Below are 21,437 nucleotides of genomic sequence, written 5' to 3' on the forward strand. Positions count from 1 at the left end.
GGGTCACCCGGCGACCGGACGGGTGGCGGCCTCGCGCACCACCAACAGCGTGCAGCCGTGCTCGGAGCTGACCCGGTGCACGCTGTGGGGTTCCTCCACGACCAGGTCGCCGACCCCGTAGCGGTCGCCGTTGTCGTTGCACAGCTCGCCGTCGAGCACGAACATCAGCTCGTAGTCGAGATGTTCGTGCAGGTCCCCGTGGGCTCCCGGGCCGAACCGCACGAGGAAGGCGGTGGCCTCGGTCTGCTCCACCCGGTAGAGGCGGTGGATGTCCACGCCGGCCCGTCCCGGCTCGACCCACCGCTGCCAGGGCACGGCGTCCCGGCCCGCGCCCGTCAACAGGTCCTTCCACACCGCGACACTGCGCTGCTGAACGTCCATCTGGCTTCTCCTCGGTCGCTCGAACGATCGGGTTTCGGTACTGGGTCCCGCGCTGGTCCCGGCGACGATCTCCGCCCGGAGGTCCGCCCGGCGGACCTTGCCGGAGGCGGTACGCGGCAGGCGCCGGCGGAGGTCGACCGACCGGACCCGCAGCTCTCCGGCGACCCGGGCCGCGACGTGGTCGAGGAGCTCGCGCTCCAGCTCGGGCCCGCCGGCCTCGGGCTCGACCGGCTCGACGACGGCGTGTGGGACCGCGCCGCCGACGGGATGCGGGCGGGGCACGACGGCCGCGTCGGCCACCGCGGGATGACCGCGCAGCACCGCTTCCAGCTCGTAGGGCGAGATCCGGTGGTCGAACGACTTGAACACCTCGTCACGCCGACCGTGGATCCGCAGCCACCCGTCCGCGCTTCGCTCGCCGAGGTCGCCGGTTCCGTACCACCCGTCCGGTCCCGCCGACGGCGCGTCGGAGCCCAGGTAGCCGTGCATCACGCCGACCGGCGCCGGGTCGAGGTCGACCCCCACCTCGCCCTCGTCGCCACGCTCGCCGCTGCCGGGGTCGCGCAGCGAGATCCGGTACCCCGGCAGCGCCTTGCCGAGCCAGCCCGGGCGGGACGGCAGGCCGGGGGTGGTGCCGACGAGGCCGGTCGTCTCCGTCTGCCCGTACCCGTCGCGGACCCGAACCCCCCAGGCGCGACGCACGACCGCCGCGGTGTGCGCGTCCAGCGGCTCACCCGCGCTCAGCGCCTCGCGCAGCCCGGGGCGGTGCGCGGGCACCGCCGGGAGCATCGCCCGCCACACGCTCGGCGGCGCGCAGAACGTGGTCACCCGGTGCCGGTCCAGGAGGCCGGGCAGCCGGGTCGCCGCCACCTCCCGCGCGGGCAACGCCACCACTGTCGCCTCGGCGTTCCACGGCGCGAACAGGCTGCTCCACGAGTGCTTCGCCCAGCCGGGGGCGGCGACGTTCAGGTGCCGGTCCCCGGGCAGCAGCCCGGCCCAGTACATGCCCGAGAGGTGACCGACCGGGTAGCTGAGGTGGGTGTGCGCGACGAGCTTGGGCGCCGTGGTGGTCCCCGAGGTGAAGTAGCAGAACGCGACCGCGTCGCCGGAAGTGGGCTCGGTGGGGACGAACCGGCCGCCCGCGCGTTCCCCGTCGAGCAGGTCGTGCCAGCCCGGCGGCGACGCTCCCAGCGTGGTCCGCGTGCGGACGTGGGCGCCGCCGGCGAAGTGCGGGACGAGCCGCGGCTCGCACACCACGTGGCACACCTCGCCACGGTCCAGCCGGTCGGCGGCCTCCGTGGCGGTGAGCGTGGTGTAGGTGGGTATCACGACGACACCGGCCTTGAGACAGGCGAGCAGCGTCACCCACAGCTGCGACCGCTGGTCGAGTGCCACCAACATCCGTTCCCCGCGGCGGACCCCGAGCTCGCCGAACCAGTGCGCGACCGCGTCCGAACGCCGCGCCAGGGCCGCGAAGCTCACCTCGGTCTCCCCGCCGGCCGCGTCCAGCAGCACCAACGCCGGCGCGTCGTTGCCGTCGGCCACGACGTCGAACCAGTCGAGCGCCCAGTTGAAGTACCGTGGGCGAGGCCACCGGAACAGCTCGCAGGCCCGGTCGTGGTCCTCCCGCAGCTCGATGAGCAGGTCCCGGGCCGCTCGGAACTCCTCGTGCGCGGGGGTGCGGCCGCCTCCACCGCTCATCGGGCCTCACCGGCGCCGGCCGGGGTCTGGTGCCGCGTGCCGGACGCCACACCGGACAGGACGTCCTCCGCGATCGCGTCGGCATCCCTGGTGAACGCGGTCCACCGTCCCGGTCTTCCGCTGCCGACCTGGGTGAACCAGCGCGTGTGCTCGGTGGGGATGCCCAGTACGTAGATCCCCGGGTCGGCCTGTCCGTCGGTCCCGACGGGGTGGTACGGCGCCTGGGTGACCGCGGCGCCGCCGGTGTCGAAGGCCGTGCCGCCGTCGGTGTTCACGAAGCTCGTCAGCAGACCCCTCGCGTGCAGCCGCCGCGTCAGCTCGGCGGTGTCGCGCCACAGGCACTGCTGGGGGATCCGGGCGTCGAGCACGCCGTCGAGCAGGACCCTGCTGCCGCCGACCCTGGGCGACCAGGCCGCGAACCGGCCGGCCGCCGGGTCGGTGCCGAAGCGGACCGACGGTCCGAGGACGCGCAGCACGCCGCACTCGATCAGCGCCCTGACCTGGCGCAGCCGCACCAGCGGCGGTCCGGCGGCGAGGAACGAGGCGAGCGGGGTGAACCACTCCACCAGGTCGAACCGGTGCGAGGCGGGGGTCAGCCCGGCGAAGTCCACCGCCTCGCGCAGGACCTGCCGGGTGTCGCGGAGCACGTCGCAGGCCGCCTTGCGCGGGCCGTCGACGGTCCCCGCCTCGGCGTCGCGGAGGTCGGCGTCGATGAGGTCCAGCAGCTCGGCGTGGAACAGCTCGGGGTCGGCGAACCAGCGGCCCTCGAGCGGTCGGCTCCACTCGTGGAGGTCGAGCTCGGGCAGGTCGTCGACGCCGAACGCGGCCGCCAGTCGTGCCGTCGTGTCCCGTGCCGGCCCGTCGCCGGCGGCGGCCACCGCCTGCTCGGTGAACCGTTCGGCGACCTCGGCTCCGAACCGCAGGCGCAGCGCGGTGGCGTAGTACACCAGCCGCATCTCCGTCTCCAGGAGCCCGATCAGGTCCGCCCGCAGGTCGATCCGGCCCGCCCGGCGCAACTCACGGACCCGGTCGGTGGTGAACACCCTCGGCGTGTACGTGTGCGTCGCCGTCTTCTGGTTGCGGCCGCGCGCCAGGATGGGCACGCCAGCGCGCGAGCCGGCCACGAGCACGGGCTCCTCCCCGCTCGGCACGAACCGCAGCCTGCCCTCGCCCGCCGGCTCGAACCGCCCCCCGCGCCCGATCGTGAGCGCCACCATCACGTCGTAGAACGAGAGCCCGAGACCGACGACGCCGACCGTCTCCCCCGGCTGGATCTCCCCCAGCGGCATGTCCGACGCCGAGTCCCCGCGGAGGTAGCGCAGCCCCGGTCTGGTCGCGGCGAAATCGGCCAGGCGTTGTTGCTCGGTGTCCAGGCGGGGCCTCGGGTGGCCGGTGGCCAGCAGCACCCGGTCGGCCCGCACCCGGGTGCCGCCCGCCGTCGCGAGCAGGTACCCGTCGTGGTCCGGGACCAGGTCCACCACCTCGGTGCGCAGCCGGTGCAACGCCACCGACGCCGGCAGGCCCGCCTCCACGGTGTCGAGGACGAACCTCAGGTAGCGGCCGTAGAGGGCCCGGGGCGCGTACCCGTCGGGGCCCGGGCAGTCGGGGTCCACGCTCGCCCACCACTGCGCCAGCGTCGGTCCGTGGCCCGGCCGCGCCCGCCGGCCGTCCGCCGGCCCGGAGAACATGGTGACCTCGCCGGCCACCGTGTTCATCATGAACCAGGACGGCTGGTCGGTGCGCCAGATCCGGCCGCAGCCGACCTCGACGGCGTCGAGGACGTGGAGCTCGACCGGTCGGGCGGGTGGCCGCGCCGCCAACCGCGCGGCGAGCCGCTCCAGGACCGCGATCCCCCGCGGTCCGCTGCCCACGACCGCCACCCGGTACGGGTCGGCGTCGCCGCGCGCCCCGACCTCCTCCGGTGCGGGCCCCTCGTCGATCATCGTCCGGTCACCTCGGCCGCCGGACCGGTCACGGTGAGATCCGCGGTGAGCTCCACCGCCGCGGGCACCAGGTGCTCGGTCAGGGCCGCGGCGAGGTGGCGGGCGATCCGTCGGACACAGGACTCGGGGTCCTCGCCCACGCTCACCCTCAGGAACGGGTTGGTGAGCCGGGCACCGCCGGTGGCGGCGACACCGATGTGAGTGGAGTTGAACCCGAAACTGGTGCTGTGGTGCAGGACGGTGCCCTCGCGCGCGCACAGCTCGAGCGTCGTCGCGATCACCCGCAGCAGCACGTCCATCCCGACCTCGCGCCCGAAGCTCAGCGGGACGACGCCGCCGAGATACCGGTACGACCGCCGGTACACCTCGTGGTCCTGGTGCGTGGCGGCGATCGGTGTCGTGAGCGAGACGTCCTCGCGCAGCTCCGGGGGCAGCGCGTCCCGCAGCTCCGCGCAGAACACCTCGCCGTTGTGCTTGATCCGGCGCATCCGGCGGTCGTGCCCGCTCCCGCCGTGGGCGAGCATCTCGAAGGACTGCAGGTCCGGCAGGAACGCGCCGCAGCGCTCCCGCTGGACGAAGACCTCCCGTGCGAACCGGCTCTCGACCAGCACGACCCCGGCGTTCACCCGGTCCAGCCCCTGCTGGCGGTACTTCAGCAGGCTCTCGATCTGCACGAGGTGCAGGCGCGGGTTGCGGCGGAGCTCCTCGATGTCGAACAGCCTGCCCTCCCCACCCGCCGACATCGAGGTGTCCACGACGAGGTAGGTGTCCCGGTCCAGGCGCAACCGCCCGAGACCGCGCACGATCTCGTCGAGGGGCACGAGCCGGGTCAGGTCCTCGTTGTTGACCGGCTCGACGACGAAGACGGCGGGCCCCGCCGCTCGGACGAAGTCGACGACGTCCGCCGCGCACGTGACGTCCACGGCACGGGTGGCCACGCCCTTGAGCTTCGCCAGCTGGTCCCGCGACTCGAAGTAGGTCCGCGCCATGTAGGCGACGAGATCGCCGTCGTCGAGCCGGTCGCGCACGAGCCAGTTCTCCACCACGGTGAAGGCGCCCATCCCGGAGCTCGTGAGGTAGCAGGCCAGGTCGTCGCCGGTGTAGCCGAGCTCCGTCCGGTACCGGAGCTCGAGCTCGGTCAGGATCGGGTGGTGCACCCGCCGGTAGCCGAGCAGTCCCCGGTAGCCGTGGTCCCCGGTGTGGAACACGTGCGGCCGGGTGCTGCTCTCGTAGGCGGGCGACTGCCAGTCGTGGGTCGTCGCGAGGTTGGCCAGCTCGCGGACGAGCACCCGGAAGACCTCGCAGCGGTCCAGGTAGTCCTGCCAGCCGACGGCGCCCGTCGAGGCGCGGAACTCGTGGATCTCCTCGCCCAGGGCGGCGATGCGGGCCTCTGTCGCCGGGACGACGAGCGGGTTGGTCCGCATGCCGGTGCGCTCGCACAGGCCGCGGTAACCGCGCCAGGCGTCCAGGACCCAGCGGTGCAGGCGGCCCAGCTCCTCGCCCAGCCCGTCGAGCTGCTCGGTGTAGTAGTCCGACCTCATGCCCGGCCCGCTTCCCGCTCGTCGTGCCGGCGCAGGCAGGACAGGTCCAGCTCGCGCGGCGAGCGCCGGCCGAGCAGCCAGGTCAGCAGCCGGACGTCCTGGTCGAACCGCTCCGCGTAGGCACGCACGCCGACCGCGGTCCGCGCCACGTCGATGGTCGCCAGCGTCTCCTCGTCGTGGTGGGTCAGCTCGAACGGCGAGACCCCGAGCCGCACGGCCACGTCGTTGACGGCGGCGGCGGCGTAGAGGAACCCGCGTGCGACGAACACCGCGTCGGCGCCGTGGGCGAACGCCGACACCGCGTGGGCCGGCACGTGCAGCGAGCCGGACGCGCACACCACCACCCGGTCGCGCAGCCCCGCCGCCCGCAGGACGTGGTCGACGAGGCGGACGCTGTCGTGGACGTCGCCGTAGCCGACGTAGTTGGCGATGCACGCGTTGGCACTGGACGTGCCGCCCCACGCGCTGTCGACCGTGATGAAGTCCGGGGCACTGCCCGTGCGGGCGAACCGGTCCACCATCGCGGTGAGCTCCTGGGGGCGCCCGACGCACAGCTTGATGCCGACCGGCAGGTGGCTCACCCGGCGCACGGCGTCGATCCAGGCGCACAGCCTGTCGTACTTCTCCTCCCTGGTCGGCGCCAGCAGTTCGTAGTGCTGGGGTGGTGACACCGCGTCCTCGCCCGCACGCACGCCGCGCACCTGGGCGACGAGCGGGGGCACGCGTGTCCCCGGCAGGCTCACCGTCCCCGGCTTGGCCCCCTGCGAGAGCTTCAACTCGATCAGCCTGATGGTGTCGTTGCCCCGCACGAGCTCGGCGAGCCGGTCGAGGTCGAGCCGCGCGTAGGTCCTGCCACCCGCAAGGATCGGCGTGCCCAGCCCGAACTTGGCGGTGCCGACCTGCAGCACGGAGTCCGCGCCGGTGGCGAGGTGGACGTCCGGCCCACCCTCGCCCGTGTTGACCAGCCCGAGCCCGCGCAGACCCGATCCGATGGCCGACACCAGCTTGTGGTTGATGCCGCCCAGGCTCATCGCCGAGACGTTGACCAGGTGCCGCAGGACGAACGGGCGAACATCCCGCTCGGCGTCGCCGAAGACGACCCGGTAGTCGACCGGGTCGTCGAACGTGTCGTCCGGCGGCAGGTTCTCGTGCAGGAGCTGGTAGGGAAACACGGGATCCGGGTCCGGTCGGGTGGTACCGAACTGGACCATCGGCATCCGGCCGTGCGCGGCCTGGACGATGTAGTCGATGTCGGCGAGGGGGAACGGAGACCCGACCGCTGGCAGCGTCTCGTCCGCACTCTCCCGTATGAGCATGGTCGTCCTTTCCGCCGGCGCGGCTCGCACCGGGACGCTCAGTCAGGCCAGGTAGTTCTCACAGGCCCCGTCGCGGGAGATGTCGAGCGTCACGCAGTGGAACCCGCCGCCCAGCACCCGCGCGTGGCGCAGGCGGCGCGGGACAACCGTGATACCGGCCTTCTCCAGCGCCCGGAGCAGGTCCGGCTGGTCCGCGTCCACGATCGCCGTTTTCGGGTCGACCATGAGCAGGTTCATGCTGATCCAGGGCTCGCTCAGGGTGTGCGGTAGGGCGGTGGGGTGCTGGGTGATCTCCGGGCACCAGATCTTGTCCCAGGTGTCGAACGGCGCGGGCACGGTGTCCGGCTGGATGCGGGCCGGGTTCAGCAGGACCAGACCGGGGCGCAGGATCGCGATCGTGCTGTCGATGTGGGTGTAGCCGTAGACGTCGCGCAGCGGGTGCAGGCGCAGGTCCGACCCCAGCAGGCGCAGCACCGACGCCAGCCACCGCATGCCGGCCTCGTTGCCGCTGCGGGAGACCTGGTAGAACAGGTCCCTGCCCAGCCGCAGCACGTTGGCCGCGTCGAACACCGGCTCCGCCTCGCCCAGCAGCGGACGCCCCTGTTCGTCCTGTTCGAACAGCTCGTCGCGCAGCTGCGGCCGCGGCGCCGAGATCCACGTCGCCCCCTGGTCCAGGTACCGCTGGAACAGCGGCCGGAGGTTGAAGATCTCGAAGTAGCGAGACCGCATCGGGCTCGGTACCTCGATGATCGTCGAGCCGAGGATCAGCGTGATGTCCCTGGGGCAGTAGGAGATGTACCCCTCACCGGTCCAGTGCGGCGAGCGGAAGTCGCGGGAGTGGTCGACCGAGGGTGGGCGGTGGGTGACCACCCCGAGCTCGCGCAGGGTGAGCGCCAGCTCCTCGAGGTCCTCATTGGACTCCTCAATCACCTGCGCGGGGAACTGGCCCTGGTGCACGCCCTTGATCTCGGCCGGGGTGAGCGTCGGGTAGCACGCGAGCCAGGCGGAGGGGTCGGTCATGCTCGGCACCCGCGCGCCGGTCGCGTCCCCGACGATGACCTCGCGGAGCGTGGTGAACTCGTCCCAGGAGTTGACCGGGGAACGAGCGTCGGCCGGCGCCGCCTCGGTACCGCTGTGGGTGGCGAGCTCTGATGTCATGTCGTTCTCCCCTGGCAGGTGTTGGCTGTCATCGGTCGACGAGGCGGGCCGCGGCGTCCACCGCGGTCCGCCCCAGCTGGATCAGGTAGTCGTTCTCGGCGCTGCGGTTGCCCTTCCGCACGGACTCGCGCACGGAGCCGAGCAGCTCCATTGCCGCCGTGGCGTACACGTAGACCGGGAGTGCGTCCAGCTCGCGCGGGCTGAGCGGGTCGGCCACCGCGTAACGGCGGACCAGCTCCGCGAGCCGCGCGTCGTATCCGCGCGGGTCGCCGTGCATCAGGTTCACCGCGATCATGGCGAGTTCGTGGACCCGGGGGTACCGGTTGGCGACGGCGAAGTCGATGACCGCCACGGTGTGGTCCGAGGTCGGGATGACGTTGGCCTTGGTGAGGTCGCCGTGCACCAGGGCGTGGGGCAGGGTGGCGAGGTCGAGGCGGGCGAAGAGCTCGACGGCGCCGCTCACCCTCCCCCGGTCGTCGTCGTCCAGCAGCGGGAGCACGTCCCGGGCGAGCGCGGCGATGTTCGGGGTCGCCCACCAGTCGTGGACGGCGGGGAACTCCCGCTCGACCGCGTGCACCCGGCACACCTGACGCATCAGGTCGTCGAGCTGCGCGTCGTTGGGGTGCTCGCCGCGTTCGAGGAAGTCGCCGTGGTCGAGGTGGTCCATCACCACCAGCTGGTTGCCCGACGCCGGGTGGTGCAGCAGGTGCCCGCCCGGGGGGCCGTGCAGGGCCGGGTGCGAGACACCGGCACGCAGCACGCATTCCAGGACGTCGACGTAGCGCCGGGTGAGGTGCGCGGGACGGGCGGTGGTGAACACCTTCACCAGGAACCGGCCGCGCTCGGTCACCACCGTGAGGTTGCAGTCGTCGTACCCGCTCTCGCACACGGTGTGGCCGTGCACGGCACCGAGCCCGCACACCTGCGCTGTCCACGCGAGGAGCAGGTCGACCTGCTCCGGGTGGTGGATGCGCAGCAGCGGGTTGGGCGGGTTGTCGATCAGCATCGGTACCCCCTCACCCGTGCTCGCGGCGCACGTCGCCGAGGAAGTCGGGGATCGGGACGGCTCCGCCGGAGGCGATCGCCTCGTCGAGGACGTGACCGGCAACGGCGACGTCGAGCACGCCGAGGCCGAACGGGGACACGACGACCGGTCGCGTGTGGTCGGGTGCCGGCCGGCCGGCCAGCAGCTGCCCGATGGTGGCGGAGACGAACGCGCGGGAGCCGCTGAGCTGTTCGGCGAGGTGCGGGGAGGTGTCTGCCCGAAGGCAGTGGTCCACGTCGTCGACCACGTTGTGGGCGTCGAGCAGGAGCTCGGGCGCCAGGTCCCGCAGGGAGATGTTGAGCACCACCTGACCGGGTCGCAGCACCGTCTCGGTCCCGATGTGCGGCGCCAGCGCGCTGGTCGCGAGCACGACGAGGTCCGCGGCGAGGGCCTCGGCCTTGGCAACCGCCCGGGCGGGGACACCGGCGGCGCGCGCGGCATGGCGCGCGAACGCCGCCGAGCTCGCCGCGTCCAGGTCGTGGCAGACGACCTCGGTGACCGGGACGGGGGTCCGGAGCACGTGGTCCAGGACGGACGCCGCGATCGGTCCACTCCCGACGAACCCGACCGTGCCCCCGGTGAGCCGGTCGCCGAGGACCAGGCGCGCGGCGACCGCGGCCGCCGCGCCGGTCCGCGCCGCGCTGATCCGCGCGCCCTCCAGGCAGGCGACCGGGCGACCCGTCTCGTGGTCGTTGAGCACGATCACCGCCGAGGCGCGGTGTTCCCCCCGCGCCACGTTGTCCGGGAAGCTGGAGATCCACTTCATCCCGACCCGGCGCGCGTTCCCCTCCTTCAGGTGCGCGGACAGGGCGATCACCCGCGCGTTCGGGCGGTCCGGGAAGCGCAGGAACGCGCTGGGCGCGATCGTGGCCTCGCCGTTCTCGTGCGCGAGGTAGGCATCCGCGACCGCGGACATCACCTGCTGGTGTGAGCGGGCGAGCACGTCGGCGACCACCGGGCCGGGCACCACGTGGAACTCCGTCATCCGGTCCGCTCCTCACGCGTGGCCGCGGCGCCGCCGGACAGCTCCAGGTCGCGGGCGGCGATCCAGTCGTCGCTGTACACCGTGTCGAGGTAGCGGTCGCCGAGGTCGGGGCTGATGGCCACCACCGTCGCTCCGCGCCTGAAGGTCGCCCGCAGCCGTCGCACCGCGCAGAGCACGCTGCCGGTCGAGCCGCCGACGAGGACGCCGTGCCGGGCCGCGACCTCCCGGCACACCGCGACGGTCTCCTTCTCGGACACCACGCAGGTCTCGTAGCCGCCGCCGGTCGGCACGATCTCCGGCACGCGGCTCGTGCCGAGCCCGGGGATGTGCCGTGGACCAGGCGGGCCGCCGAAGGTGACCGAGCCCTCGACGTCCACACCGATGACCCGCGTGCTCGGGCTGCGCTCGCGGAAGTACTCGACGCAGCCGGTGAGCGTGCCCGTCGTGCCCGCTCCCACCGCGAGCACGTCGACGTGCCCGAACTCCTTGTGGACGCTGTGTGCGGTCTGCCGACGGTGGGCGTCCGGGTTGGCCGGGTTGGCGTACTGGTTGAGCCAGACGAGCCCGGGGTCCCTGGCCAGTGCGCGCCGGATGTAGTCGATGCGGCCGTGCAGGAAACCGCCGTTCGCGTCCTCGTCCCTGATGATGACCAGCTCGGCGCCGAGACCGCGCATCGTGGCGACAGCGGCCGTGGTGGCCCGGATGTCGGTCACGATGGTGAGCGCGTACCCCCTCGTGGCGCAGACGACCGCCATCGCGATGCCGAGGTTTCCCGAGGAGGACTCGATGATCCGCGACCCCGGTGACAGCCGCCCGTCGCGCTCGGCGGCCGCGACCATCGACTGCGCGGTCTTGAGCTTGAGCGAGCCGGCGACGTTGAACGCCTCGATCTTGAGGTACAGGTCGACGTCCCGACGGTCGAGGAACCCGGGCAGGGTGAGGAACACGTCGTCGATGACGATGTCGGCGGCCGAGGAGTAGATCATCCGTCCGTCCCCTCGCCGCCGGCCGGTCTCGCCCGGCCCCGGTCGCGCCACAGCTGGACGCGGATCTCCGCGGTCAGCCTGCCGGTGGGCGTGGTCAGCCAGAGCTGGTCGGGTGTCGGCAGCGCCTCGGTGAGGACGACCCCCTGGGCGGCGGCGAGGCAGCGGGAGAAGTTGCGCACCGAGGTCACGGACGCGAGGTCCAGGTACATCGGCTTCTCCTCGGTGTCGACGGTGAAGTAGAGCCGTCGCGGCAGCCCGAGCCGGTGTCGCCACCTCGTGATCGCCAGCCACTCCTTGGCCGTCGGCTGGTTGCCGCGCGGCGCGGGGACGTCCGAGCGGGTGAGGACCCAGCGGCGGCGTTGCACGACCACCCCGTCCAGGACGATGCGCGGGGTGTGCGTCCCGGTGGCCAGCCGGGGCAGCTCCAGGGCCGGCAGGGCGCAGTTCATCAGGCCGCCGACCGCGACGTAGGTGTCCTCGTACTCGGGCAGCAGCCACAGGTCGCGGTCGTCGCCGGGGTCGTGCAGACCGACGAAGCCGTTGGGCCACCGGCGCACCTCGAGCCGGTCCACGGCGACCGTCCGGGTGCCCGGCACGGGGATCGTCGTGTCCAGGCAGAGCACCCGGTGGCCGCAGGGTGAGGAGTCGGTGCCCTTCTGGTCGCGGCGGATCTGCTGGAGCGTCGGCACCGCGGGTGCGAGCTCCCGCGCGACGACGTCCCACAGTTCCTCGACGCCGAGCTGGCCGTCGTCGTAGAGCGCGCGGATCTGGCAGGCCGTGGTCGGCCAGATGTGGTGCAGCTCGCTGAGGATGACCTGCGCGGGGTCGTCCGGCGCACCGCCGGCCAGCATCAGGTCGGCCGCGCCGAACAGCGGCCAGGCATGCAGGTCGTCGCGAATCAGACCGGCCGCGACCAGGTCGGAGCGGGTGAGCTCGACGACGGGCTGGGCGGGGTCGACGAGGTCGGCGAACCGGCGCATCGAGCGCTCGACCGTCCCGGCCCCGTCGCGCGGCATCCCCCGGACCTCGGTCGCCGGCAGGGTGTCGACGCCCCGGTCACGCAACGCCCTGGTGAGCACCTCCTGCCCGGCGAGACGCTCCTCGATCGCGACGGAGGCGAGGAAGTCCATGACCGTCGAGAGGCGTTCGCCCAGCCGCTCGGCGCCCGCCCGCGTGGCCGCCGCCCCGAGCACGTTGTCCTGGGCGTCGTCGTAGAAGACGGCACGGTCGCCCATCAGCACACCGCCCCGCCGCCAGGGGGCGTGGTTGGTGAGCTCGGTGAACCGCGAGGCGATGTCGCCGACGAGCGCGGGCCTGCCCGCCTGGTCGGTCTCGGGGTAGGCGGCGATCCGGCGGAGCAGCTCCGTGGCCAGCGCCGCCCGTGGGGTGTCCAGCCGGCGCACCAGGTCGGCCAGGGCCGATCCCGCGTCGACGGTGAAGTCGGGGATGTACCAGTCGTCCAGGACGAGCCCGAGGGCGGTGAGCCGCGCCAGGCTCGCCTCGACGACGTCGCGGGGCAACCCGAGCGCGGCGGCCAACGAGGCCCGGTCGGCCGCGGTGTCCAGCCGGGCGAGCACCCGCGCGTCCAGTTCGGACAGCCCCGCGACCGCCGCCGGCGGCGCGGCGATGACCCGCCGCGGCGTCCGGTGCGCCGCGCCCGCCGGCAGGTCCTCGAGCAGGGCGTTGCCGACCGCGCTCGCCGCCCAGTACGCCATGAACGTGCGCCGCCGGGCCGCGCGGCCGTCACCGGCCGCGGTGTAGGACACCGGCCCCAGGACGGCGTCCCGGTGGATGCTGCCTTCCGTGACCTGGTCGCCGTCGAAGGTGAACAGGTTGAGCGGGCCGGTGTACCCACCGGTCTCGTTCTTGCCGCAGAACCGTTGCAGGTACCGGTAGGCGAGCAGCTCCCGCCCGCGCCGGAACCTCTTGTGCTCGGCGGACCAGCACATCTCCGGGTAGGCGTTCGGACTGCTCAGCAGTACCGCCTCGGTGAAGTAGTCCTCGCCGACGTGCTCGACGAGCAGCCGGACCTCCCGCGCCGACGACTCGTACAGGGCGACCGCGAGGCTGTCGGTGGCGGCCGAGATGGCACCGAACGCCTCACGCCACGAGGCCAGCAGCGGTCGGGCGTCGTCGTCGAACTGCTCGTCCGGGACATCGTGGTAGCGCGACACGCGGTTCACCGCCCAGCGCAGGCGCTCGTCGTCGCTGTGCGCGGCGAGCGCCCGCAGGCCTCGGACGACCTCCCATCGGGTCTCGTACAACCGGCCGCGGGCCTCGAGCGCTCGATCCGTCAGGTCGTCCAGGGCCGGCTCGGCCAGTGCCTCGAGCCAGTCGAAGGGCAGCCCGGCCGAACGCAGGAACCCGGTTCGGAACACCTGCCAGCCCTGCCCACCCGTCGCGTGCCGTTCGTCGGGAGCCACCGGCATCAGACCTCCCCACTCGTGCCGGCCGGCTCCGAGAGCCCGGCCGGCACCCGGTCGTGCCGCCCGCTGGCGCCTCCGGTGAGCTCGTCACAGGCGGCGGCCAGCCGCTCGAGCCCACGTACCCACTGCGGTTCGGGGAGCGCGAAGGACAGGCGCGTGTAGTAGCCGCGGCGTCGCCACCAGCCGGGGTCGTGCCCGAACGCCGGTCCGGGGAGGGTCTGCAGACCGAACCGACGGAAGAGGGTGTGCGTGGTCTCCAGGTAGTCGCGGCCGTCGAGGGCGGGCACCCGGACCAGGGTGTTGAAGTCGCCGCGCCAGCGGGGGAACCACCCGACGAGGTCACCGAAGTCGCGGCGCAGGACGGCCTCGTTGGTGGCGAGCACGTCACGCAACGCGGTGCGCCACGCGCCGACCGACGCCGTGACCCCGGTCGAGCGCACCTCGTCCACGATCCGCGCGGCGAAGTCCACCAGCCCCGGGAACGTCCTGGCGTGCGGGGTGAGCAGGGCGAGCAGGGTGTCGCGGGCCGAGAAGCCCCCGTCCTCGAGCCGCTCGGCGTCGATCATCGCGAGCCGGTCGAGCACGAGCGCGGGCGACGCCAGGCCGGGCGAGGACGGCGCGATGAGCTCGTTCACCCGCGCCGCCGCCCTGATGGTGGCCGTGTCGCCGATGAGCCAGGCCACGCGAAAGCCGGGCAACGCACGGGACTTGGACAGGCTGCCGACGGTGAGCACGCCCTCGGCGTACCGTTCCTCGGCGGCGATCGACGGCAGGTGCGGCAGGTCCCCGTCGCGGGCGAGGTCCGAGGAGACGATGTCGTGCAGGATCACCACGTCGTGGTCCCGCGCCCAGGCGACCAGCCGCCGCAGCTCGTCGTCCGGGTAGAACTCCCCGGTCGGGTTGTTGAACGTGTTGACGTACAACACCGTCGTGTCCTGGCCGGCTCCGGCGGTGAGCTCGTCGACGGTCGGCAGCCAGCGCCGCGGCAGAGCGGAAGTCACCTCGGTGAGCTCGAAACCGGAGTCGCGCAACGCCGCACCGACGAGCGGGAACGTCGGTGCCGGTAGCACGGCGTGCGGCCGGCGCCCGCGCGCCTGTCCGGCCGCGGCCAGCGTGCGGGCCGCCAGCCCGACCGCGGCGCTCGCCCCCGCCGTCACGATCACGTTCTCCGGACCCGGCCGGGTCCGGCCGCCGCTGCGGGCCGCCTCGTAGGTCGCCACCGCGGCGCGGGCCAGCAGGTGTCCGTCGGGTCCGTCGTAGTCGTGCCACAGCATGGGGTTGCGGGCGGCGGAGAGCACGAAGTCGACGAAGTCCCACGGCGGGTCGGTGAAGTTGACACCCGAGGCGAGGTTGACGATCGGCGTGCCCGGGTGGCGGGACAGGAAGTCCGCCTGCTCGTCGAGGTCGTAGTTCACCTCGTCGACGGTCAGCATGAACCGCCACGGGGCGAACTCCGGGACACAGCTCGACATTCAGATGATCCGGGAGCCGTGCCGGTGCAACCGGGCGATCGACGAGCAGACCATCGTGCGCAGCAGCCACCGGTCGTGCCCGTCGTAGGCCGCGCGGAACGGCGTGCGGGCGTGGACGACGCGACGGTTGTCCAGCATGATGAGATCTCCCGGCTCCAGCACGTGGCCGGCCTTCGCCTCGTCGAGCGCCTCCTTGAGCTCGGCGAGCGCCTCTTTCGCCTCGTCGTCGCCGTCGACGGGGCGCAGGTAGTGGTCGTCGTAGCAGATCTCCAGCGCGTGGTCGGGTCCGAACAGCACCGGCGTGACCGACTTCGTGACCGACGGCGAGACGTGCGCGGAGTCCGCGTGCATCTCGAACCGCGGCTCGGCGAGCACGCGCCGGACCTCCGCCGGGAGCCGCAGGTCGCGGGCCGCGGCATAGCGGGTCACCGCGTTCTCGGCCCCCCGCAGGCACAGCAGTCCGAAGTAGTCGCACCGGTCGGGGCTGAACCCGTCCTCGACGTGCCAGTCGAGGGTTCCGCTGCTGCTCTCGCTGGTCTGGGTGTTCTCCATCCGGGGCACCGGAACGACGTGCTGCACGACCTGACCGTCATAGAGGCTGCGGAAGTTGAACGGTTCGCCGAGCAGCAGCGCGACCGCGAGCAGGATCATGGCGCCACGCTGCGCCTGCTCGGTGTCCAGGGGTGCGCCGGACGCCATGGGGTTCGGTCCGAACTCAACGGACGGCAGGAGACCTCGCAGCAACAGCACGTCGCTGTGCGCGCTCCGTACCCGGTACTCGTGGACGCGGCGATGCACCTCGGCCGGGAGCTCCGCCACGAGCGGTACCGCCGCGGAGACGAGCTGGTCGGCGGACGCTCGCGAGAAGTCCGTCGAGCCGAGACGGTCACCGGCCGCGCGCCAGAGATCTGCCGCGTCCACCGACGAGAGTTCGACACACTGAAAAGGATGAGAAACAGTCAACGCCATGAGTTCCAGCTCCTGCCCGATGATAGCCAGACGGTAGCCACGGGAATCGCGGGAACGCAATCGTTCGACCCTTGTCGCCGAACTGGACAGTCGTTAATGGACGACGCGTACAGTCCAAGCATCGACGACCGCACCTGACTGGGGATTCGCATGGACCGGTTCGACGGGTGCGAGGGCACGGCATTCGGCAGGCGTCCCACCGGCACGGTCCCGGACCCGGTCAAGGACCTCGTCCAGGACCAGCTCCACGGGCTGGTGTCCGCCAGGACCTTTCCCTGCCTGGGCGCACGTTCGGCCCTCGCCAGCGGCAACTACCTGTTCAACGTCTACGAGGACATGGAGTCGGCGGACAGCCTGCTGGCACTGGCCGAGGACCTGCGTCACTTCGCCGGCGTGCGGCTCGGGATGGGCGACTTCTACACCCATGTCGCCGCTTTTCTGGAACCGAGGATGATTCAGGACGAGAGCGTCTGGGAACGTCAGCTCTGGGGACTGCTCCAGCGTTTACACGATATCGACGAGTCGCCGTGGGACGACCGTTTCTCCACCGATCCGACCAGCCCTGAGTTCGCGCTCTCCTTCGCCGGTCTCGGCCATCTGGTGGTGACCCTCTACCCCGGTGCAAACCGGTTCGCTCGCCGTTTCGCCTGGCCGACCCTGGTGTTCAACCCGCTGGAGCAGGACCGGGCGAAGTTCCCGGAGGACGAGGCGCTGCTGCGGTTCCAGGGCAGGATCCGCGCGCGCGACGCCCGGCTGCAGGGCGAGGTCAACCCCGCCCTGCCGAAGACGCTCGACGACCCGCAGGCGCCCGGGTTCTCCGGTGCACCGGTCACGTCCGACTGGCGGTGTCCGCTGCGGGTTCGGGCGAACCCGCCGGAGAAGCCCTGAGCACCCGGATCGCCCAGACGCTGGTGGCGAGCACCAGGGGGATTCCCAACACGAACGGGGCGCGCACGTCGATGGCCTGAGCCAGGACACCGCCGAGGACAGCGCTCACCGCCGAGGCCGCGGAGACCACCGTCCTGGAGATGCCCATCACCCGGCCGAGCTCCTCGGGGCGCGCGACCCGCTGGCGGACGGTCACCGCGGCGATGTTCCACACCGCGAGCGCCATGCTGCTCACGACGAGCAGAGCACCGACCGTCACGGCGTCGACGGCGAAGACGAGCCCGAGCTGTGCGGCGATGACCCCGGTCGTCGCGACGACCAGGGTCGTGGGCTCGCCGACCCGGCTGCCCACCCGCTCCATCACCAGCCCGCCGACGATCCCGCCCACAGCGCTCACGGCGAGGAGGACGCCGAAGGACGACATCCCGGCCCCGATCTCCTCGGTCACGTAGATGACCAGCACGGCGTACCAGGCGCTGTCCGCCGCCGCGACGGCCGCCCCGGCGAGGACGATCGACCTGAGCACCCGGTCGCGGAGCACCGCGCGGAACCCGTCCGCGAGCTCGGTCCGGATCCGCCGGCGCTCCGGGCGCGCCGGTGGCCGGTCCGGCACCTCGACGTCGCGGGTCCCGCGTCGGCGGTCGATCAGGAGCACGGCGGAGAGGTACATCGCCGCCGAGTGCACGAGGAACGGGAGCGACCTCGCCAGCTCGAACAGCCGTGCGCCGAGGAACGGGCCCACGAACTCGTTGAAGGTGATCCACGCCGAGGAGAGCAGGCTGTTGGCTCTCGGCAAGGCCGCCGGTGCCACCACCCGGGGGACCGCGACCTGGGTCGCGGTGTCGTACAGGCACTCGCCGACGCCCAGCACCACCGCCGCTAGGTAGAGCGTCCACAGCTGGGCGCCGCCCAGCAGGACCATGAGCGTGACTCCGGTCAGCACCACCGCGCGCAGCCAGCTGACCGCGAGCATGAGCCTGCGGGGGTCAACCCGGTCCACGACGACACCGGCGAACGGTCCGAACACGACCCACGGCACGAACTCCATGGCCGCGAGCCCGGCGACCGCGACCGGGTCCTTCGTCAACGTGAGCGCGAGCAACGGGAACGCCGTGATGCGCACGCCGTCCCCCAGGTTGGCCAGGCTCACCGATCCCAGCAGCCGCCAGTACCTCGGTCCCAGCTTGTCCTCAGCGGGACTACCAGCTCGTGAAATGTGTCTCACCTCTCTGAGATGCCGCCGCCCGCCGGTGGGGAAGTTCCCCAGTCGAACAGCCCTTGACGACGGCTCGCCTACCGCCCCGCACCCTTGTCCAGCTGCGCGGCGAACTCCTCCCACCCCACGGCCAGCTCCCGCGCCAGGTCCGCGACCGTCGACGCCCAGTGCACCGGGACGCTGTCGACCAGGCTGTTCCACTCGCGTGCGGCGAGCGAGTGCGTTCCCAGCACCCGCAGCAGGACCCGGCCGGCCTCGGTGAAGCGGAGTGAGGGATCGACCCGCATCCGCTCGATGACCTGGGCGAGCGACACGCTTTCGGGCCCTCGCACGGACAGGCGGGGGGTGCCCTCCCCCGCTCCGCCGTCGCGGTCGCCCCGTCCCCCGCCGATCGCCACGACCGACCCGCCGCCCGGCCCGACTCCTTCGGCGGCACGCGGGTCGGCGTGTCCCACCAGGTTCATCCGCCGCCGCACGTCGTGCGCGGTGCTGACCGAGATCCCCGCGGCCGCGGCGACCTTGCGCAGCGAGATCCCAGGATGCCGGTTGATGAGCTCCTCCGCCAGCGCCCGCCCATGCCCCGCGACCGGGCGGACATGACCGTCCATCCCGATCCGAACAGGGGTCTCCGCCACTCGTTCGGACAGTCCCCGGCGGATCCTCCCCACCGTCTTGTGCGCGATCCCGGCGACCGCCGCGATCGTCCGGTCCGACCAGAACGGATGCGAGATGAGGATCCGGCTCGCCGCCGCCTTCCGATCAGCGAGCGACAGCGGCAACCCGTGCGCGACGTTGGCCCGCACCGACTCGACGAAGATCTCGCCGCGCGAACAGTCGAGGAACCTGGCCGCGATGACCTCCTCGCCGCGACGCTCCGCGGCCCGCAGCCGGTGCACGCCGTCGACCACCACCATCGTGGCGCGGTGCACCAGGATCGGGGGGAACATCCCCTCCGACTCGACCAGCCGCCGAACGTGCTCCTCGTCCGGCCCGTTCAGCCGAGGCGACTCCGACACCACGAGATCCTCAAGCTGGACCAGCTCAACGGCATCGCCGCCGATCGACCCACCTTCCACCGCCTGAGAACGCAACACCAGCCTCTTTCCACACCCACGACGTCGGTTTAGGACCAGGTATAACCCTCATACCGATGTCCAGCACCCTTCCCGGCCACTGAACAAACCCCAGCTCCCGCGACGCCGACGACGACCGCGTGGGCTGAGGAAACGGATCGATGTCCAGCCGCACCCGTCTTCCTCGGGACAAACAGCTCCGCACCAGGGAGTACCGGCCGATAACCGAGCCTCGCTACCGTCCCGCGCCAAACCCGGAAGGGAGCCGCGATGGCGACGAGGACGAGACCACACGACGCCGACCACCGGTGTGCCCGGGGATGACCCGTCCCTTCGAGTTCGCGCTCGTCAGCGAGGGCGAGCAGAGCCCGGCCGAATGGCGAGGACTGCTGCGGCAGGCGGAGGACCTCGGCTACGGCGGCGTCTTCGTCACCGACCACTGCGGTCAGGCGCTCTCGCCGGTCGCGGCGTTGTCGGCCGCGGCCGCGACAACCGACACGCTGCGGGTCGGCACCTTCGTCCTCAACGTCGACCTGCGCAACCACGCGCTGCTCGCCCACGAGCTGGCGACCCTGCAGTTGCTGTCCGGCGGCCGCACCGTCGCCGGGCTCGGCGCCGGCTGGCTGGACGCGGACTACCAGCACACAGGGATCGCCCGTCGGGCCGGCCACGCCCGTCTCGCCGGTCTGCGGGCGGCCGTGGCGCGGCTTCGCGAGGACCTGGCGGACAGGGGCGTTCCGCAGCCGACGATCCTGCTCGGCGGGGCGCGGCGGCGCATGCTCGAGTACGCCGCCGCCGAGGCCGACATCGTCAGCGTGATGTCCACGATCGACGGGCAGGGCGCGGAGGGCTACCGGGACATGCTGCCGGGGCGGACCGACACGAAGGTCGGCTGGGTCCGCTCCGCTGTGCCGGCGGGCCGGGCTCGTCCCGTACTCAACCACGTGGTGTGGGAGTGCTTCGTGACCCCGCGGCCCGCGGCCACGGTCCAGGCGTTGGCCGGCGGGCTGGGCTGCACCGTCGAGGAGGTCGGCGAGCTGGCCGGGTTCCTCGTCGGCACGGCACGCGAGGTGGCAGACGTGTTGTTGCGACGCCGCGAGCGGTGGGGCTTCTCGCTCGTCACCGTGCCGTCCCGGGCAATCCGCTCCTTCGCACCGGTCGTCGAGCTGCTCTGCGGACCGGAAGGCCGTGCGTAACCGGGGACTAACTCCACCCTCCTAGTGTTCGCCAACGAGGAGGTCACGCCATGCCCAGTTCATTTTCGCGCTTTCTGGATGAGACCGAGCTGAGCAACGTCCGATCGGCTTACCTGGAATCACTGGCCGCGCTCGAGCTCGAGGAGAGCGCGCAGGACGACACCGAGAGGAGCCACGATGGAGACCCGCTTTCTGTCGATCCACGACCCGGAGATTCCACGGGCTCTGGATCGTGACGGTGTTGTCTTCCTGAGCGACGTTCTCGACCCACACACGGTCGAGGAGGCGCGGGACCGCCTCGACAAGTACGAGTCGGACGTACTGCCGACCATTCCGCGGTCGAACTACGACCTGCAGGACGACGGGAAGCTCCACCAGTACCGCGACGTCGAGCGGTTCGACGAGTGGTTCCACGATCTGGTGCACCGGCCGACGATCACGGACGCGGTGCGGCGCGCGGTCGACTGGGAGCCGCGGCTGTTCTACCTCGAGGTGTTCCCCAAGCCGCCGGGCGCGGCCGGGGCGGACCCGCACCAGGACCTCTACACGGCGCCGGTGGAGCCGCCGCAGTTCCTGCACCTGTGGATACCGCTCGTGGACGTCGGCCCGCACAACGGCGGCATCTTCTTCTACCCGGGCACGCACCGGCTTGGCATCGCACCACACATCGAGCGGGCAGGGAAGCCGCCCACCGTCGATCCGCAGGTGTTGGAGAGGTTGGCGAGCTACCGGATCCAGGTCGCCTGCCCGGCCGGCTCGGCAGCGCTGTTCGGCGGAGACATGATCCACTACAGCGAGCGCAACACCAGCGACCGCTCGCGCCCCGCGCTGGTGATCGGTTTCCGCGGGGTCCACACCGTCATCAACGACGAGGTCGACATCGTGACCAGCCTGGTCGCCCGGCTCTACCGCGAGGAGATCGGCCTCACCCGCTGCCGACCCGACGACGACTTCTACCAGCTCGGCGGCGAGGACGCGGCACGTGACCGCATCCTCGACCGGCTCGCGTTGGACTACGGCGTCACGGTCGCGCCGGAGGACCACCGGGAGTTCGCGTCGCCGGAGGCGCTGGCGAACCTGGTCGTCGGGCGACGGGACGACCGCCTGCGGCAGACGTCGCGCTGAGGCGTGGAGAGTCGGA

The 21,437-nt window shown here is 72.2% G+C and carries 16 protein-coding genes; 3 read left to right on the plus strand and 13 right to left on the minus strand.

Annotation, left to right across the window (positions count from 1 at the left end; translation table 11 throughout):
• Positions 1–3 precede the first annotated feature (3 nt).
• From BU204_RS25690 to BU204_RS25740, 11 genes are read right to left on the minus strand one after another with little or no spacing between them, the layout of a single operon-like run.
• Positions 4–2,082: an AMP-binding protein gene (locus tag BU204_RS25690; protein WP_075128323.1), complete on the minus strand. Its 2,079-nt coding sequence runs from the start codon at positions 2,080–2,082 to the stop codon at positions 4–6.
• Positions 2,079–4,025: an FAD/NAD(P)-binding protein gene (locus BU204_RS25695; protein WP_075128324.1), complete on the minus strand. Its 1,947-nt coding sequence runs from the start codon at positions 4,023–4,025 to the stop codon at positions 2,079–2,081. Before BU204_RS25695 ends, BU204_RS25690 begins: the two co-directional genes overlap by 4 nt.
• Positions 4,022–5,566, minus strand: coding sequence for a PLP-dependent aminotransferase family protein (locus tag BU204_RS25700; protein WP_075128325.1), 1,545 nt, complete (start codon positions 5,564–5,566; stop codon positions 4,022–4,024). The genes BU204_RS25695 and BU204_RS25700 overlap by 4 nt, the downstream gene beginning before the upstream one ends.
• Complete coding sequence (locus BU204_RS25705) at positions 5,563–6,882, minus strand: glutamate synthase-related protein (RefSeq protein WP_075128326.1); 1,320 nt, start codon at positions 6,880–6,882, stop codon at positions 5,563–5,565. The genes BU204_RS25700 and BU204_RS25705 overlap by 4 nt, the downstream gene beginning before the upstream one ends.
• A 42-nt stretch (positions 6,883–6,924) precedes the next feature.
• On the minus strand, positions 6,925–8,040 hold the full coding sequence (locus tag BU204_RS25710) for a scyllo-inosamine-4-phosphate amidinotransferase (RefSeq protein WP_075128327.1): 1,116 nt from the start codon (positions 8,038–8,040) through the stop codon (positions 6,925–6,927).
• A 28-nt stretch (positions 8,041–8,068) separates the two neighbouring features.
• Positions 8,069–9,046 (minus strand): phosphotransferase, encoded by a 978-nt coding sequence (locus BU204_RS25715; protein ID WP_075128328.1) that lies wholly within the window; start codon positions 9,044–9,046, stop codon positions 8,069–8,071.
• A gap of 10 nt (positions 9,047–9,056) precedes the next feature.
• Positions 9,057–10,070 carry a 2,3-diaminopropionate biosynthesis protein SbnB gene (sbnB, locus tag BU204_RS25720; RefSeq protein WP_075128329.1) on the minus strand — a complete coding sequence of 338 codons (1,014 nt, stop codon included), beginning with the start codon at positions 10,068–10,070 and terminating at the stop codon, positions 9,057–9,059.
• A complete protein-coding gene (sbnA, locus tag BU204_RS25725; RefSeq protein ID WP_075128360.1) occupies positions 10,067–11,056 on the minus strand; it encodes a 2,3-diaminopropionate biosynthesis protein SbnA in 990 nt (329 codons plus the stop codon). The genes sbnB and sbnA overlap by 4 nt, the downstream gene beginning before the upstream one ends.
• Positions 11,053–13,485: a lantibiotic dehydratase gene (locus tag BU204_RS25730; protein WP_075128330.1), complete on the minus strand. Its 2,433-nt coding sequence runs from the start codon at positions 13,483–13,485 to the stop codon at positions 11,053–11,055. Before BU204_RS25730 ends, sbnA begins: the two co-directional genes overlap by 4 nt.
• Complete coding sequence (locus tag BU204_RS25735) at positions 13,485–14,954, minus strand: pyridoxal phosphate-dependent aminotransferase (protein ID WP_075128331.1); 1,470 nt, start codon at positions 14,952–14,954, stop codon at positions 13,485–13,487. Before BU204_RS25735 ends, BU204_RS25730 begins: the two co-directional genes overlap by 1 nt.
• A complete protein-coding gene (locus BU204_RS25740; protein ID WP_075128332.1) occupies positions 14,955–15,875 on the minus strand; it encodes a TauD/TfdA family dioxygenase in 921 nt (306 codons plus the stop codon).
• 198 nt (positions 15,876–16,073) lie between these two features.
• On the opposite strand from BU204_RS25740, the gene gntA reads away from it, so the two are divergent.
• Positions 16,074–16,811 carry a guanitoxin biosynthesis heme-dependent pre-guanitoxin N-hydroxylase GntA gene (gene gntA, locus BU204_RS25745; RefSeq protein WP_075128333.1) on the plus strand — a complete coding sequence of 246 codons (738 nt, stop codon included), beginning with the start codon at positions 16,074–16,076 and terminating at the stop codon, positions 16,809–16,811.
• On the opposite strand, the gene BU204_RS38540 is transcribed toward gntA, so the two are convergent.
• Positions 16,753–17,961, minus strand: a complete 1,209-nt coding sequence (locus BU204_RS38540; RefSeq protein ID WP_158073513.1) for an MFS transporter — start codon at positions 17,959–17,961, stop codon at positions 16,753–16,755. The two genes, gntA and BU204_RS38540, sit on opposite strands and share 59 nt — an antisense overlap.
• A gap of 143 nt (positions 17,962–18,104) precedes the next feature.
• On the minus strand, positions 18,105–19,043 hold the full coding sequence (locus tag BU204_RS25755; RefSeq protein ID WP_143229740.1) for a ParB/RepB/Spo0J family partition protein: 939 nt from the start codon (positions 19,041–19,043) through the stop codon (positions 18,105–18,107).
• Positions 19,044–19,420: 377 nt separating this feature from the next.
• Here BU204_RS25755 and BU204_RS25760 point away from each other — a divergent pair, with 377 nt between their 5' ends.
• On the plus strand, positions 19,421–20,296 hold the full coding sequence (locus tag BU204_RS25760) for an LLM class flavin-dependent oxidoreductase (RefSeq protein WP_075128335.1): 876 nt from the start codon (positions 19,421–19,423) through the stop codon (positions 20,294–20,296).
• A gap of 177 nt (positions 20,297–20,473) precedes the next feature.
• Positions 20,474–21,421, plus strand: a complete 948-nt coding sequence (locus tag BU204_RS25765) for a phytanoyl-CoA dioxygenase family protein (RefSeq protein WP_075128336.1) — start codon at positions 20,474–20,476, stop codon at positions 21,419–21,421.
• Positions 21,422–21,437: the final 16 nt, after the last annotated feature.

Source organism: Actinophytocola xanthii, from assembly GCF_001921205.1.
In the GTDB taxonomy this organism is placed as follows: Bacteria; Actinomycetota; Actinomycetes; order Mycobacteriales; family Pseudonocardiaceae; genus Actinophytocola; species Actinophytocola xanthii.

Bases quoted from the DNA above. Each gene is read 5' to 3' on its own strand.
- sbnA (WP_075128360.1), bottom strand. From the start codon at position 11,056: ATGATCTACTCCTCGGCCGCCGACATCGTCATCGACGACGTGTTCCTC.
- gntA (WP_075128333.1), top strand. From the start codon at position 16,074: ATGGACCGGTTCGACGGGTGCGAGGGCACGGCATTCGGCAGGCGTCCC.
- BU204_RS25710 (WP_075128327.1), bottom strand. From the start codon at position 8,040: ATGACATCAGAGCTCGCCACCCACAGCGGTACCGAGGCGGCGCCGGCC.
- sbnB (WP_075128329.1), bottom strand. From the start codon at position 10,070: ATGACGGAGTTCCACGTGGTGCCCGGCCCGGTGGTCGCCGACGTGCTC.
- BU204_RS25730 (WP_075128330.1), bottom strand. From the start codon at position 13,485: ATGCCGGTGGCTCCCGACGAACGGCACGCGACGGGTGGGCAGGGCTGG.
- BU204_RS25735 (WP_075128331.1), bottom strand. From the start codon at position 14,954: ATGTCGAGCTGTGTCCCGGAGTTCGCCCCGTGGCGGTTCATGCTGACC.
- BU204_RS25700 (WP_075128325.1), bottom strand. From the start codon at position 5,566: ATGAGGTCGGACTACTACACCGAGCAGCTCGACGGGCTGGGCGAGGAG.
- BU204_RS25705 (WP_075128326.1), bottom strand. From the start codon at position 6,882: ATGCTCATACGGGAGAGTGCGGACGAGACGCTGCCAGCGGTCGGGTCT.
- BU204_RS25715 (WP_075128328.1), bottom strand. From the start codon at position 9,046: ATGCTGATCGACAACCCGCCCAACCCGCTGCTGCGCATCCACCACCCG.
- BU204_RS25765 (WP_075128336.1), top strand. From the start codon at position 20,474: ATGGAGACCCGCTTTCTGTCGATCCACGACCCGGAGATTCCACGGGCT.
- BU204_RS25690 (WP_075128323.1), bottom strand. From the start codon at position 2,082: ATGAGCGGTGGAGGCGGCCGCACCCCCGCGCACGAGGAGTTCCGAGCG.
- BU204_RS25760 (WP_075128335.1), top strand. From the start codon at position 19,421: ATGACCCGTCCCTTCGAGTTCGCGCTCGTCAGCGAGGGCGAGCAGAGC.
- BU204_RS25695 (WP_075128324.1), bottom strand. From the start codon at position 4,025: ATGATCGACGAGGGGCCCGCACCGGAGGAGGTCGGGGCGCGCGGCGAC.